This window comes from Cupriavidus sp. WS (assembly GCF_000395345.1).
Taxonomy (GTDB): domain Bacteria; phylum Pseudomonadota; class Gammaproteobacteria; order Burkholderiales; family Burkholderiaceae; genus Cupriavidus; species Cupriavidus basilensis_B.
In genome coordinates this window covers 1-14345 of the sequence record NZ_AQPL01000315.1, presented here as the reverse complement: position 1 = coordinate 14345, position 14345 = coordinate 1, and the positions used below count along the sequence as shown (strand labels likewise).

14 protein-coding genes are annotated in these 14345 nt (G+C 67.3%); 9 read left to right on the top strand and 5 right to left on the bottom strand.

What is annotated here, in order from left to right; genetic code table 11:
* Positions 1-1429: esterase-like activity of phytase family protein (locus K206_RS39155; RefSeq protein WP_020204970.1), on the top strand; the 1429-nt coding region annotated here is incomplete at its 5' end.
* A gap of 84 nt (positions 1430-1513) precedes the next feature.
* Here the strand turns inward: K206_RS39155 and K206_RS0124170 are convergent.
* From K206_RS0124170 to trpB, 5 genes are all read right to left on the bottom strand, one after another.
* A complete protein-coding gene (locus K206_RS0124170) occupies positions 1514-2587 on the bottom strand; it encodes an NAD(P)-dependent alcohol dehydrogenase (protein WP_020204969.1) in 1074 nt (357 codons plus the stop codon).
* A 70-nt stretch (positions 2588-2657) separates the two neighbouring features.
* The gene (locus K206_RS0124165; RefSeq protein ID WP_020204968.1) at positions 2658-3056 is read right to left on the bottom strand and encodes an RT0821/Lpp0805 family surface protein; all 399 of its coding nucleotides are present in this window, start codon (positions 3054-3056) and stop codon (positions 2658-2660) included.
* A 752-nt stretch (positions 3057-3808) separates the two neighbouring features.
* The gene (locus K206_RS39150; protein WP_020204967.1) at positions 3809-4720 is read right to left on the bottom strand and encodes a DMT family transporter; all 912 of its coding nucleotides are present in this window, start codon (positions 4718-4720) and stop codon (positions 3809-3811) included.
* Positions 4721-4762: 42 nt separating this feature from the next.
* Complete coding sequence (gene trpA / locus K206_RS39145; protein ID WP_063826875.1) at positions 4763-5578, bottom strand: tryptophan synthase subunit alpha; 816 nt, start codon at positions 5576-5578, stop codon at positions 4763-4765.
* 2 nt (positions 5579-5580) lie between these two features.
* Complete coding sequence (trpB, locus tag K206_RS0124150; RefSeq protein ID WP_043367046.1) at positions 5581-6771, bottom strand: tryptophan synthase subunit beta; 1191 nt, start codon at positions 6769-6771, stop codon at positions 5581-5583.
* 527 nt (positions 6772-7298) lie between these two features.
* Between trpB and K206_RS0124145 the strand changes: the two genes are divergently transcribed.
* From K206_RS0124145 to K206_RS0124110, 8 genes are all read left to right on the top strand, one after another.
* Complete coding sequence (locus K206_RS0124145; protein WP_020204964.1) at positions 7299-8027, top strand: PadR family transcriptional regulator; 729 nt, start codon at positions 7299-7301, stop codon at positions 8025-8027.
* Between the two features lie 92 nt (positions 8028-8119).
* A complete protein-coding gene (locus K206_RS0124140; protein ID WP_029044018.1) occupies positions 8120-8935 on the top strand; it encodes a siderophore-interacting protein in 816 nt (271 codons plus the stop codon).
* 138 nt (positions 8936-9073) lie between these two features.
* Positions 9074-9553 carry a helix-turn-helix domain-containing protein gene (locus tag K206_RS0124135; RefSeq protein WP_020204962.1) on the top strand — a complete coding sequence of 160 codons (480 nt, stop codon included), beginning with the start codon at positions 9074-9076 and terminating at the stop codon, positions 9551-9553.
* Positions 9554-9707: 154 nt separating this feature from the next.
* A complete protein-coding gene (gene alaC / locus K206_RS0124130) occupies positions 9708-10964 on the top strand; it encodes an alanine transaminase (RefSeq protein WP_020204961.1) in 1257 nt (418 codons plus the stop codon).
* A 535-nt stretch (positions 10965-11499) separates the two neighbouring features.
* The gene (locus K206_RS0124125; RefSeq protein ID WP_020204960.1) at positions 11500-12417 is read left to right on the top strand and encodes an arginase family protein; all 918 of its coding nucleotides are present in this window, start codon (positions 11500-11502) and stop codon (positions 12415-12417) included.
* 65 nt (positions 12418-12482) lie between these two features.
* Positions 12483-13283, top strand: a complete 801-nt coding sequence (locus tag K206_RS0124120) for an ABC transporter substrate-binding protein (RefSeq protein WP_020204959.1) — start codon at positions 12483-12485, stop codon at positions 13281-13283.
* Between the two features lie 64 nt (positions 13284-13347).
* Positions 13348-14040, top strand: coding sequence for an amino acid ABC transporter permease (locus K206_RS0124115; protein ID WP_020204958.1), 693 nt, complete (start codon positions 13348-13350; stop codon positions 14038-14040).
* An 11-nt stretch (positions 14041-14051) separates the two neighbouring features.
* Positions 14052-14345, top strand: a 294-nt coding sequence (locus K206_RS0124110) for an ATP-binding cassette domain-containing protein (protein ID WP_020204957.1), incomplete at its 3' end; no start/stop codon positions are given.

Here is a 14345-nt window from a genome sequence, read left to right as displayed (position 1 = left end):
CGATGCGCCGCCGGCCGCCGGCAGCGCGCCGGTGCCGCCGGCCACCAACCCGCCCGCGGTCACGCCCGAGGCCGAAGTCAAGGCGCCCACGCTGCTCGGCCGCGCCGTGCTGCCGGCCGACAGCTTCGTGGCCGGCCCCACCAGCGGCCAGTTCATCTCGGGCGGCGACTACGACCGCGCCACCAACGTCTACCGCTACGCGCTGCCGTTCAACGCCAGGCAGCCCATGCAAGGCTTCTCGGCCATCATCCCGGGCCCCAGGGCCGGCACGTTCTACGCGCTGCAGGACAACGGCTTCGGCGGCCGCGGCGCCTCGCCCGACGCGCTGCTGCACATCTACGCGGTGTCGTTCGACTGGGCCGCCGGCAGGGTGGTCCCGGTCCACTTCCAGACCGGCGCGCCGCTGGCCGCGTTCACGCCCGAGAGCTATATCCGCCTGAGCGACCCCGACCGCCGCATCGGCTACCCGATCGTGGCCGACATGGCCAGCTATCCCGGCACCTCGGTCTCGCCGGCCGGCCAGACCATTCCGGTGGACAGCGCCATCGTCAACGGCCGCCTGCTTACCGGCTACGACATCGATCCCGAATCGATGCAGCTCGACGCCAGCGGCAACCTGTGGATTGGCGATGAATTCGGCCCGTTCCTGCTCAAGTTCGACAGGCAGGGCAGGCTGCTCGCGCGCGAAGTGCAGATGCCCAACCTGCGCCGGCTCGGCGCCAACCCGCTGGTGCAGACCCCGAACAATCCCTATCTCGTCGCCAACGGCACCACCGCGCAGGCCAACCTGGGCGGCTCCGGCGGCCTCGAAAGCCTGGCCATCAACGCCAGCCGCACGCGCCTGTACGGCATGTACGAGAAGGAAGTGGCCGGCGACGACGTGCGCAGCCGCATCATCAACGTCTTCAACCTGGGCACGCTCAACTTCGAGACCAGCTACCGCTACCGCGTCGGCAGCGGCCAGCGCCTCAACGGCGACGGCAACCTCGAGACCGAGTACTACTCGGTCAACGACATGGTCGCCGTCAACGACCGCGAGTTCCTGGTGGTGGAAAAGGACAGCGGCGCCGGCGACGTGCGCACCGGCAAGTTCGCCGCGTCGAACACCTGGCGCAACGCGGCGCGCTTCAAGCGCATCTTCAAGATCAGCCTCGACCGCGTCGACGCGGACGGCTTCCTGGTCAAGGAAGAAGTGGCCGACCTGATGCAGCTGCTCGACCCGGCCAGGCTCGGCGCCAGCGACACCATCGACGGCGTGTTCGCCTACCCGATGGAGTGCATCGAAGCGATCGCCATCGTGGACGCGCGCACGCTGCTGCTGGTCAACGACAACAACTACCCGGGCGGCTCGCCCTCGCGCGTGCCCTCCGGCGTCGACGCCAACGAGTTCGTCATGATCCGCCTGCCCAAGCCGCTCGCCGTGGCCTGACGGGCGCGGGCGCTGCCGTGCCGCGGTATGGGCCGGCAGCGCCTGCGCGTCATGTGTGGCATGCGCGGCATGGCGCCGCCGCCGTCACGGCGTGATCGCCACCTTCAGCACGCCGTCGCGCTGATTCGCGAACAGTTCGTAGGCCTGCTCGATCTGGCCGAGCTTGTAGCGGTGAGTGACCAGCGGTCCGAGGTCGAGCCGGTCGGATTCGATGATGCGCATCAGCCTGCGCATGCGTTCCTTGCCGCCGGGGCACAGCGACGTGATGATGCGGTTGTCGCCGAGGCCGGCATGGAAGGCGTCGAGCGGGATGCGCAGGTCGCTGGAATACACGCCCAGGCTCGACAGCGTGCCGCCGGGCTTGAGCACGCGCAGCGCGGACTCGAACGTGCCTTGCGTGCCGAGCGCTTCGATGGCCGCGTCCACGCCGCGCCCGCCGGTGATGCGCAGCACTTCGTCCACCACGTCCACCTTGCGGAAATTGACGGTGGCGTCGGCGCCCATGCGGCGCGCGATCTCCAGGCGCTCGTCGATGCCGTCGATGGCGATGATCAGGCCGGCGCCGCGCAGCCGCGCGCCCGCCGTGGCGCACAGGCCGATCGGGCCCTGCGCGAACACGGCCACCATGTCGCCGATCTTGATGTTGGCGTTCTCCGCGCCGACGAAGCCGGTCGACATGATGTCGGGGCACATCAGAACCTGCTCGTCGGTGAGCGTGTCGGGGATCGGCGCGAGGTTGGCCTGGGCGTCGGGCACCAGCACGTATTCGGCCTGGGTGCCGTCGATGGTGTTGCCGAAGCGCCAGCCGCCCATCGGCTTGTAGCCGTGCCCGTGGCCCTGGCCGTCCTGCGAGGAGCAGCCGTCCTGGCATGCGTAGGAATGGAAGCTCGGGCAGATCGCGCCGGCGATCACGCGCTGGCCTTCGTGGTAGCCGGTGACGTTCTTGCCCAGCTTCTCGATGATGCCGACCGGCTCGTGCCCGATCGTGAGCCCCTGCGCCACCGGGTATTCACCCTTGAGGATGTGGACGTCGGTGCCGCAGATGGTGGTGGTGGTGATGCGTATCAGGGCGTCGGAGGGGCCGACGTCGGGGATCGGCTTTTCCTGGAGCACGATACGGTTGGGTCCGAGGAATACCGCTGCTTGCATGGTTGGCATGGGATCTCCTTCGCTCGCGACCGTGTCCGGCCGCATGGTTGCCGCCGCCGGCCCGCCGGGCCGGCGGCGTTCAGTCGTCGCTTACCCTGCGCGATTTCCAGCTGCCGTCGCCCTGCTTGCAGAACCAGCTGGTCCAGTTGTCCTCCAGGCCGTCGCGCTGGAGCTGGGTGCGCAGCTGGCGGCAGGACTGGCCCTGGTCGGTCTTGGTGCGCAGCGGCGTGATCGAGCCCTCGATGGCGCGGCGTCCGCGCGTGGCGGGGTAGTTCCACGGCACGGCGGCGCCGTCGGCGCCGGTGTCGAGCACCTTGCGCACGTGCTGGGCCAGCGAGGCGGATTCCTTCTGGTTCATCTTGCCGACCACGGTCGAGTTGATGAAGTTGTCGAAGTACGCGAACGCGGGCGAGGCCGGAGCCAGCGCCAGCAGCGGGGCGCATGCCAGCGAGGCGCGGAACAACTGGCGCAGTGTCATGGACGGGTCCTTGTGCAGAGGTTACGAATCGGTTGTGACTTGATTGTGAATCGGACTGGCCGCGGCCTGGCGAGAGCCTCGGCGTACCTCCCGCCGCCGCGTCCCGTCACGAAAGCATGCGCGCCGCTCCGGCCGCGGCGTGCCGGCCACGCGGGCGGCATTCACGCTACCGCCGCCGTTGCGGCGGTACCCGGTAATGATAGCCGCAGAAACTGGCGTCGGACCCACCTGAAAACTTGCGACAGATCAAGGCCGCGCGCCACCAACCGGGCGGAGCGGGGCGCCGGCGCACGCACCTTGCGCGAGCCCGTGGCGGCGCGCTTTGCAGTTTCTTCGCCAACAAGTGCCGAAAAGTGTAAAAAAGACAAATATGACGGGATATGTCACCCGATCAGGTGATGGCGCACCCCGCTTCGCGCTCTATGATCCGGCCTTGGGCGGAACCCGCGACCCGCCTCTTGCCTTGAGCCCCTGACCACCCCGGCCAGGGGCTTTCTTTTTGCGCTTTTCTTCGCGGCCGGTATTTTTTCCCTCGCGGCTTGCGGGGGCTGCGGCGGAAAACTGCAATGCTCGCCACCGGCCCATTCGCGGGCAGGATAGGGCAGCAGAACAATGGAATGTTCTCCTGATCTGGCTGGATTTGTGCTGCGCGGCGTGGAAGGCGGGCGAGGGGCCATCCGAAGGCACGTCATGTGGCGATAAAGGCGCATCTGAGCGGCAGGCGCTACGGGTACTGTCCGAGGGCTGTTGTACTAGCCAGCTTCGCTTTTCGGCACGGCTTGGGCTTCTTGCGGTCGTGTTGCCATGCCTCGCCGCAGGATCAATATCGTCGAAGCCACGATCATCCCGCCTCCGATGATGACCGGAGCCGTCAGCGCCTCGCCTAGGAAGGCAATTCCCCACACGATGCCGAAGAGCGGCGTCAGGAACGCGACCATCATGGCCCGCGCGGGGCCGATGTCGCGGATCAGCCGGAAATACAGGACAAAGCCCAGCGCGCTGCTCAGCAGTCCCAGGCAGAGCATGTTGAACACGATGACCGTGTCGACGGTCGCGTTCGGCGGTGCCGCGACCCAGAACGGAAGGAGTCCAACGGCGGCAACCAGTTGCGAGCAGCCTGCCGACCCGATGGGGTTGACGTCCGAGGCGAATTTCTTGATGTAGATACCGGCGCCGGCATAGGAAGCCGAAGCCAGCAGGCACGCCAGGATCGCCCAGGCAAACGCCGGCGAGGCGGCGGCTGTCATGCCGCCGCTGGTGAGGGTGCCCACGCCGGCCATGCCGAGCAGCAGTCCTGTCGCCTTGGTTCTCGTCAGGCGATCCTTCAGCCAGATCGCGGCAAACACCGCGCCGAACAATGGCGTGGTGGCATTGATGATGGCCGAGTAGGACGCCGGGATATGTTGCGCCGCATAGGAGAAGAGCAGAAAGGGCAAGCCGACGTTGAATGCCCCAATGACGAGATACTGACGCCAGTATGTCGTCCAGTTGGGATTGAAGCGGATCACCGCGAAGTAGACCAGCAATGCCATGCCGCCGATGGCAACGCGCAGATCGGCGGTCGCCACCGGGCCAAGCACGGGAGCCAGAACGCGCATGAAGATGAACGAGGCTCCCCAGACAGCGCTGAGTACAAGCAGACGGAACCAATCTATGCTGCGCATCGGGCGGGGTCTCCTTGAGTCGGGTGCGCGGGCATGCCGATGTCAGATGATCCCGGCAAAGTCCAGGCGCGGTTTTCCGGCCTGCACCTGTCCCACGAATGCCTCGATGAACTGGCGCGCGGCCGGAACATCCGCCAGGCAACGCTCGATCTGAAGACTGAACAGGCTGCCCACGATCACGCCATTTGCCCCTGCCGCCCAGAAGTCGCGGACCTGATCGACCGTGCTGATGCCGAAACCGGCCACGATGGCTTTGTCTGCAAGCTTGCTGAGGTGTTCGATTCTGGCCAATGCCTGCTGTTCGAAGCTGGCGCTCGTGCCGGTTGTCCCGAAGCGGCTGATCACGTAGGTGAATGCCGATGAGCTATCGATGAGCTTTCGCGCCCGCTCGACCGGCGTATTCGGCGCTACCATCTGGATGCAGCCGATGCGGCTGTCGGCCAGTTGCCACATGTGCGTGGCACATTCCTCGAATGGCAGGTCGGAGCAGACCACCGCGTCGACGCCGATCGCGGCCAGCTCCTTGTATGCTCGCTCGCCGCGCATGAAGAGCAGGTTGTAGTAGAGCAGCAGCCCGATGGGAAGTGCCGGGTAGCGTTCCCTGAGCCTTCGGAGCATGTCGAGGCAGGTCGCATAGGTGGTGCCCGCTGCCAGGGCGCGTCGCATCGAGCGCTGATTGACCGGGCCGTCGGTGATGGGGTCGGAGAACGGGAATCCCAGTTCCACCGCGTCGGCGCCGGCGTCGACCGCGGCGCAGATCAGATCGAAGCTTGCTATGGCATTGGGATCGCCCAGTGTGAAGAAAGGGACGAACATCCGGCGATCCCGGCGAGTGAACAATCGTGCAAAACGATTCATGATCAGATCCCCCTGATGTTCCAGTATTGATCCAGGTCTTTGTCGCCACGGCCGGACAGGCAGACCACAAATCGGCTGCCTGGCGAAAAGTCCTTGCAGCACTTCATGGCCAGCGCGAGGGCATGGGCCGATTCGAACGCCGGGATGATGCCTTCGAGAAGGGACAACTGTTCGAAGGCATCGAGCGCTTCCGCATCGCTGATCGCCACGAACGACGCACGTCCCGTTTCCTGCAACGCCACGAGTTCAGGGCCGACGCCCGGGTAATCGAGTCCGGCCGCCACGGAATGGGTATTCGTGATCTGTCCTTCCTGATTCTGCAAGAACAGCGAGCGCATCCCGTGGAAGACACCTACCGATCCTTTGGTGAGCGTTGCGGCGTGCCTGTCCGTGCCGTCTGCGATACCGCCGGGTTCCGCGCCAAAAAGCGCCACCTTGGTATCGTGCTCGAATCCGGAGAACAGCCCGACCGCATTGCTGCCGCCACCGATGCAGGCGAAGACCGCCGAGGGGGGCCGGGGATCCAGGCACAACAGTTGATTACGTGCTTCCTTGCCGATCACCGATTGGAAATACTTGATCATCGAGGGATAGGGGTACGGTCCGGCTGCCGTTCCAAAGCAGTGATAGGTGCTTCCCACGTTGGTAATCCAATCCCGCATGGCCTCGTTGATCGCATCCTTCAGCGTTGCGCCGCCAGCTTCGACCGGATGTATCCTGGCGCCGAAGAGTTCCATGCGCTTGACGTTTTGCTGCTGGCGCTGGATGTCGAGCGCGCCCATGTATACCTCCACCGCCATGCCGAGCTTGGCGCCAGTCATCGCCGTTGCCACGCCATGTTGCCCGGCGCCCGTTTCCGCGATGATGCGGCTCTTCCCCATCCGCTTTGCCAGAAGCAATTGCCCTAGCGTGCTGTTCGTCTTGTGGGCGCCACCGTGAAGCAGATCTTCGCGCTTCAGGTAGAAATGCTGCCCAAATTTTTCGGATAGCCTTTCCGCATAGGTCAATGGCGTCTCCCGGCCAGCGAAGGTTGTCATTAACCGCCAGAGCTCGCCGAGAAACAAGGGGTCGCGACGCGCGCCGTCGAAGGCCTCTTGCACTTCCTGCAGGACGCTCACCAGGCTCTCGGAAATGAACGAGCCGCCGAACGCTCCGGGTCCAAAGTACTTGCGCAGTTCCACATTGACAAACATCGTTCTCTCCCTGAAGAAGGCGTCCAACGCCGGTCAGAATTGGCTTCGACTCGCGCAAGACGAGCCATAGGCCCGAAACAGCTTTCACGGTCTTTTGGGGGAGAACGGGTGCCCTTGCTGCGTGCTGAATGACGCTTTCGCAGAGGGCCACGCGCGATCAGGTCGGGACATCCAACGCACGAGCACGAGGAGCCGGGACGGCGGCAACGTGCAATGAGTTCGGCGTGCCTTCGAAGTGCCGGGTGCAAGTGTCTGAAGCGTAGGCGATGAGTCGGCGTCGCCGTTATAGGACGAGTACCAAACTTGGGTGAGGAAATTTCCGCTTTTTCTCGTGGCACGTAACGGAAGGCGGGTGCTTGTCCTTCGGGGCGATGAACTCGTTGCCTTTGATCCGGAATGCTTGCTCTTGCGGTCCGGCCGGTTGCCTCGTTTGCGGTCGATGTGTCTCCCCTGCGGTTTCTTCCTTGACTTTATTACTTACGATATATATCTTAAGATATGTTTTCAGATACCAAGGAGCCGCTGCCATGCGTCACCACTTCTCGAAGGGCCTGATGGGCCACCACATGCTTGCCCGACTGTCTTCTCATTTCGCCTCGCACGCCGAGGGTTTTTTTGGCCACCACGCCATCGGCCGCCACCGCCACGGCGGCGGGCCCGGTGGTTTCTTCGGCGGCGGCGGGGACGGCTTCGACGGCGAGGGCGATACCTGGCGCCGCGGCCGCAAGTTCAGCGCCGACGACCTGCAACTGCTGCTGCTGTCGCTGCTGGAGGAAAAGCCCAGCCACGGCTACGAGCTCATCAAGGAACTGGAGACGCGCACCAACGGTTTCTACAAGCCCAGCCCGGGCATGGTGTATCCGGCGCTGACCTTCCTCGAGGAGGTTGGTTATGCCACCGTGGACAGCGAGGGCAACAAGAAGCGCTACCAGCTTGCCGGGCCGGGCCGCGCGCACCTGGATGCCAACCGCGAGCGGCTGGCGCTGATGCTCAACAAGCTCAAGCACGTGGCGCGCAAGATGGAGTGGGTGCGGCGCGCGCTGTCGGGCTCGGGCGACAACCCCGGCGACAACCCCGCCGACGATGCCGAGGCGCGCGGCGGCTGGCTGCCGGAGTTCGTCGAGGCGCGCATGGCGCTCAAGCGCGCGCTGCTGATGCGCACGGATGCCGCGCCGGACGAGCAGCGGCGCATCGCGGCCATCCTCGCGCGGGCCGCCGCGGAGATCGAGGCTGGTCCCGGCGCGGCGGGCGCGTGATGCTGATCGCGCGCATGACGCAAGTCAGCCAGTCGGACGCCAGCCAGCCGCGCGTGAACCAGCCAGACGTCAACCAACCGGACCCCATATCGATGACCACCCGAGACCTTACCGTTCAACGTGTCCGCCATGCCCTCAAGATGCGCCTGCTGCAGGTGGTGCGCACGCGGCAGGTGTCGCCGCAGCTGCTGCGCGTGACGCTGGCCGGCGACGACCTGAAGGACTTCGTTTCCGCTTCCTTCGACGATCACGTCAAGGTGTTCTTCCCCGCGCCCGGGCAGCCCAGGCCGGCATTGCCGGAAGTCGGCCCCAACGGCCCGGTGTTCGCCGAAGGCGCGCCGCGGCCGGCCGCGCGCGACTACACGCCGCGCCGCCATGACCCCGTGGCCGGCGAGCTCGACCTGGAGTTCGTGCTGCACGGCGACGGCCCCGCCTCGACCTGGGCGGCGCAGGCCGCGCCGGGCCAGTACCTGGGCGTGGGCGGGCCGCGCGGCTCCTTCGTGATTCCGGACGGCTTCGACTGGCACCTGCTGGTGGGCGACGAAACCGCGCTGCCCGCCATCGGCCGGCGCCTGGAAGAACTGCCGGCCGGCGCGCAGGCGCTGGTGGTGGTGGCGGTGGACAACGCCGCGGCCGAGATCCCGCTGCCGAGCCGCGCCAGTGTCGAGGTCCGCTGGCAGCACCGCGACGGCGCGCCGGCCGGCGACGCCACGCTGCTCGAGCGGGCGCTGCGCGCCATCACGCTGCCGCGCGGCGAGGGCTACGTCTGGGCCGCCGGGGAGGGCGCGGCGATCCGCGCGGTGCGCCAGTACCTGGTGAGCGAGCGCGGCATCGACAAGAGCCGCATCCGCGCGTCGAGCTACTGGAGGGCGGGTGCGGCCGCCGTGCACGAGACGATCGACGACTGACGCGGCGGGTTGTCCGGGGCGCCGCGCGGTTTTACAATGCAACCGCTTCGCCGCGGGAGCCGCCATCGTCTGGGGCGGGCCACGCCGCGCGCCGCATCCCGCGGCGCGGCACCGGCGGCGTGTGAAAGGAGTGGCGCGATGGTGCGGCGAACCAGCCTGGAAGGTGCCGAGTGTCCGGTGGCGCGTTCGCTCGACGCGATCGGCGACTGGTGGTCGCTGCTGATCGTGCGCGACGCCTTCGACGGCCTGCGCCGCTTCAGCGAATTCCAGCGCAACCTCGGGCTGGCCAGGAACATCCTGGCCGACCGGCTGCGCACGCTGCTCGCGCACGGCATCCTGGAGCAGGCGCCGGCCTCCGACGGCAGCGCCTACCAGGAATACGTGCTGACGCCGCGCGGCCGCGCGCTGTTCCCGGTGGTGGTGGGGCTGCGCCAGTGGGGCGAGGCCTTCTTCTACGCGCCCGGCGAGGCGCATTCCGTGCTGGTGGATACCGCGGACGGCCAGCCGGTGCCGCCGCTCGAGGTGCGCGCCGCCGACGGCCGCCTGCTGGGGCCGGACGACGCGGTGGTGCGCAAGGTGCGCGAGGTGCGCAAGGTGGACGAGCTGGCCGCGCGCTAGCCGCGGCATGCGCCGCATGCGGATGCGCGCCGCCGCGTTGCGAAAATCCTTGGACGCCGCGCGGGTTCGCCGCTAAGATCTTTCCCGTTCGGCCGCAAACAACGGCCGGCAGCGTCGCTCGGACGGTTCCGGGCGCTTACGTTCAAGGAAAAACATGTCCGCCTCCGCAGGCAAGCGCCGTTTCGCGCGCATCGATCGTCTCCCCCCGTACGTCTTCAATATCACCGCCGAGCTGAAAATGGCGGCGCGCCGCCGTGGCGAAGACATCATCGACATGAGCATGGGCAACCCGGACGGCGCCACGCCGCCGCACATCGTCGCCAAGCTCACGGAGGCCGCGCAGCGGCCCGACACCCACGGCTACTCGGCTTCCAAGGGCATTCCGCGCTTGCGCCGCGCCATCTCGCACTGGTATCGCGAGCGCTACGGCGTGGAGATCGACCCGGACACCGAGGCCATCGTCACCATCGGTTCCAAGGAAGGCCTGGCGCACCTGATGCTGGCCACGCTGGACCGCGGCGACACCGTGCTGGTGCCGGACCCGAGCTATCCCATCCACATCTACGGCGCGGTGATCGCCGGCGCCGACATCCGCTCGGTGCCGCTGGTGCCGGGCGTGGACTTCTTCGCCGAGCTGGAGCGCGCCATCCGCGGCAGCTACCCGAAGCCGAAGATGATCGTGCTGGGCTTCCCGTCGAACCCCACCGCGCAATGCGTGGAGCTGGACTTCTTCGAGCGCGTGATCGCGCTGGCGCGCAAGCACGACATCTTCGTGGTGCACGACCTGGCCTACGCCGACATCGTGTTCGACGGCTGGAAAGCGCCGTCGATCATGCAGGTGCCGGGCGCCAAGGACATCGCGGTGGAGTTCTTCACGCTGTCCAAGAGCTACAACATGGCGGGCTGGCGCATCGGCTTCATGGTCGGCAACCCGGAGCTGGTGGCGGCGCTCACGCGCATCAAGAGCTATCACGACTACGGCACCTTCACGCCGCTGCAGGTGGCGGCCATCGCCGCGCTCGAAGGCGACCAGCAGTGCGTGAAAGAAATCGCCGCGCACTACCAGGCGCGCCGCGACGTGCTGGCGCGCGGGCTGATCGAGTCCGGCTGGCCGGTGGAGATTCCCAAGGCGGCGATGTACATCTGGGCGCGCATTCCCGAGCCGTACCGCGCGCTGGGCTCGCTGGAGTTCTCCAAGCAGCTGCTGGCCAAGGCCAAGGTCTGCGTGTCGCCGGGCATCGGCTTCGGCGACTATGGCGACGAGTACGTGCGCTTCGCGCTGATCGAGAACGAAGGGCGCATCCGCCAGGCCGTGCGCGGCATCAAGGCGATGTTCCGCGCCGACGGGCTGGTCAAGGTACCCGTGGACGAGCACGCGGCGCACGGCCACGCGGCCAAGGCGCGCACTTAGGCCGGAGCGGGCCGGAGCGGGCCGGGTCGGCAGTTGCCGGCTCCGGGCCGGCGGCAGAGTCAGCTTGCCGCTTGTGTTCGCCCCTCTCCCATTGCATGGGCGGGGGGCGCGAACCGTCGGCGCCGCAGGCGAATTCGGACTTGCCGGCGCCGGCCTCGGCTTCACTTTCCCTTTCCTCTTTCCCTTCTTCCTCCTCTTCTTCGCGCACGCTCCGGCACCATCGCCGTGCGCGCATGCCTTCTGGCGGTGCATTCCTGCCGGTCCGTCACACGCGGCCGGCAGCGCGCGGCGGCGGCCCGCCGCCCGCGCAAAGCCCCGTCCTTCCTAGGTAAAAACGCCGATAGGCGTGCGTGCGCGTCGGGTGGCATAAATGTTGCGACTGAAACTGCAATCTGATCGTATCGCAGTGCGATATGAAGAGAGTGCAAGATTCGAGTGCAAGATCACAGGCCGCGCCGCACCGGGCGCCGGCCCCCACGCCTGAGAGGCCCGCATGCAAAGAGGTTCCCCGCTGTTCACCCCGGCCCTGCCGTTCATGAATGCACCCGCGGCGCGCGAGCGCCCGGCGCTGCCGCCGCTGGCCACGGTCATCGGCATTCCGTTCGATTGCGGCTCGCATGCGTTCCGCATCGGCGCGCGGCAGGGCCCGGACGCCATCCGCGAGCAGGCGCGCCTGCTGCGCCCCTACGACGTGGCGCCCGCCGGCGAGACCGACAACGCGTTCGACTTCCTGCGCCTGACCGACCTGGGCAACGTGGCGTGCACGCCGGGCGATGTCGAAGCCTCGTTCCCGCAGATCGAGGCGGCCATCGAGCAGGTGCAGCGCACCGGCGCGATGACGGTCACGATGGGCGGCGACGGCGCGGTCAGCCTGCCGCAGATGCGCGCCGTGGCGCGCCACCATCCGGACCTCGTGGTGCTGCATTTCGATTCGCACACCGACACCTACGACATCGGCGGCTACAACACCGCCACCACCTTCACGCGCGCGGCCGAGGAGAAGCTGGTCGACCCCGCCAACAGCTTCCACGTGGGCACGCGCGGCCTCACCTTCATGCCGGGCGTGATCCCGTTCGGCCGCTCGGTGGGCTACAACGTGGTGCCGTTCGGCGAGTTCGCGCCGCGCCAGGAAGAGGTGCTGGTGCGCATCCGCGAGCAGGTGGGCGACCGCCCGGTCTACCTGTGCTTCGACATGGACCTGTTCGACCCGTCCTGCGCGCCCGGCGTGTGCACGCCCGAGTGGGGCGGCCTGACCGCGCGCGAGGGGCTGAGCCTGCTGCGCGCGCTGCGCGGGCTGAACTTCGTCGCCTTCGACGTCAACACCGTCTCGCCGCCGCACGACGTGGGCGGCATGACGGCCTTCCTCGCCGCCACCGTGATGCAGGAGTTCCTCTGCCTCGCCGCGGAGACGGTGCGCGTGTTTCCGCAGCGCTTCGCGCACCTGATGCGCTGATTTTTTGCCGCTGATTTTTGCCGATCTGTTCCGCCATCCCCCATCGCACCACCCGGAGAAACGACATGAAACTGACCGCAGCCATCACCGCCGTCGCGCTGTGCGCCGCCGCCTGGTCGGGCCTCGCGCAGGCCCGCACGCTGGACGAGATCAAGGCCAGCAAGACCATCAACATCGTCACCACCGCGGCCAGCCCGCCGCACGGCTTCATGGACCCCGCCAGCGGCACGCTCAAGGGCGTGATGGTCGAGGTCGCGCAGGGCGTGGGCAAGCGCCTGGGCGTGGAAGTCAAGCTTAGCGACGTGCCGTTCGCCGGTCTGATTCCCACGCTGACCTCGGGCCGTGCCGACCTGATGTCCGCGCCGCTGTTCATCACCGAGGAACGCGCCAAGGCGGTGTCGTTCTCCACGCCGATCTACGGCTGGGGCGAGGGCGTGGTGGTCAGCGACAAGGCCGCCAGGAAGTACACCCGCTTCGACGACCTCAAGGGCGCCAAGGTCGGCGCGCTGGTCGACAGCGTGCAGTTCGCCATGATGAAGGACCTGCCGGGCACGCAGGTCTCGACCTACCAGGACTACCCCACGCTGCTGACCGACGTGCGCGTCGGCCGCGTCGACCTGGGCATCGTCGATCCGCCCAGCATCGCGTACCAGATCAAGTCCAAGGGCATTCCCGGCGTGCGTCTCGACGACAGCTACAAGCCGGTCAAGCGCTGGCTGGTCGGCATGGCGGTGCAGAAGGACAACGCCGCGCTGCTGGCCGCGGTCAACGCCGCGCTGCAGGACATGGAAAAGAGCGGCGAGATCGAAGCCATTCTCGGCCGCTGGGGCATCGGCGGGCTGTCCGGCAACGTCGCCGCCAAGTAGCAGGCATGCCGGGGCGCCCGCGCGCGGGCCGTCCCGGGTTTTTTGAATCGACTGGAGTTCGACCGTGGACCTGGCCACCCTGAAGATGTACCTGTTCCCGCTCGCCGAGGGTGCGAGCGCGACGATCGCCCTGTTTTTCCCCACCGCTTTCCTCGCGGTGGCGCTGGGCCTCGTCGTGTGTTTCTGCCGCATGTCCTCCAACGGGCTGGTGCGCGGCGTGGCCAAGGGCTACATCGAAATCATCCGCGGCACGCCGCTGCTGGTGCAACTGTTCTTCATCTACTACGGCATGCCCGAGATCGGCATCGTGCTGCCCGGCTTCGTGGCCGGCGTGATCGGGCTGACCATCAATCTGTCCGCCTACCTGGCGGAACTGTTCCGCGGCGGCATCCAGTCCGTCGACGCGGGCCAGTACGAGGCGGCGCGCGCGCTCGGCCTGACCCGGCTGCAGCGGCTGCGCGCGGTGATCCTGCCGCAGGCCGGCCGCATGATCTTCCCGGCGCTGGGCAACTATGCGCTGGTGCTGGTCAAGGAAAGCTCGCTGGTGGCCGTGATCAGCGTCTACGAGCTGATGCGCGCGGGCGAGATGCTGGCCGGCGCGACCTTCAAGTCGCTGCTGGTGTACAGCCTCGTGGGCGCGGTCTATTTCCTGCTGTGCAGCGTGGTGTCCGGCGCGTTCCGCTGGGGCGAGCGGCGCCTCGCGGTGCCCGGCTACTGGGACGGCGCGGCCGGCCACGATCATCTGTCCAAGGCATGAGGCGAACCGACATGAACACGACGCAGGCCGGCGCGGATGCCGGCAACGAGATCATCCGCATGACCAACGTCTCCAAGTGGTACGGCGACTTCAAGGTGCTCGACGACGTGTCGCTGCAGGTGCGCGCCGGCGAGAAGGTGATCCTGTGCGGGCCGTCGGGCTCGGGCAAGTCCACCACCATCCGCCTGATCAACCGGCTGGAGGAACACCAGGAAGGCGAGATCGTGGTCGACGGCATGGCCATGAGCGCAGGCATGGGCAACATCGAGCGCATCCGCGCCGAGGTCGGCATGGTGTTCCAGCAT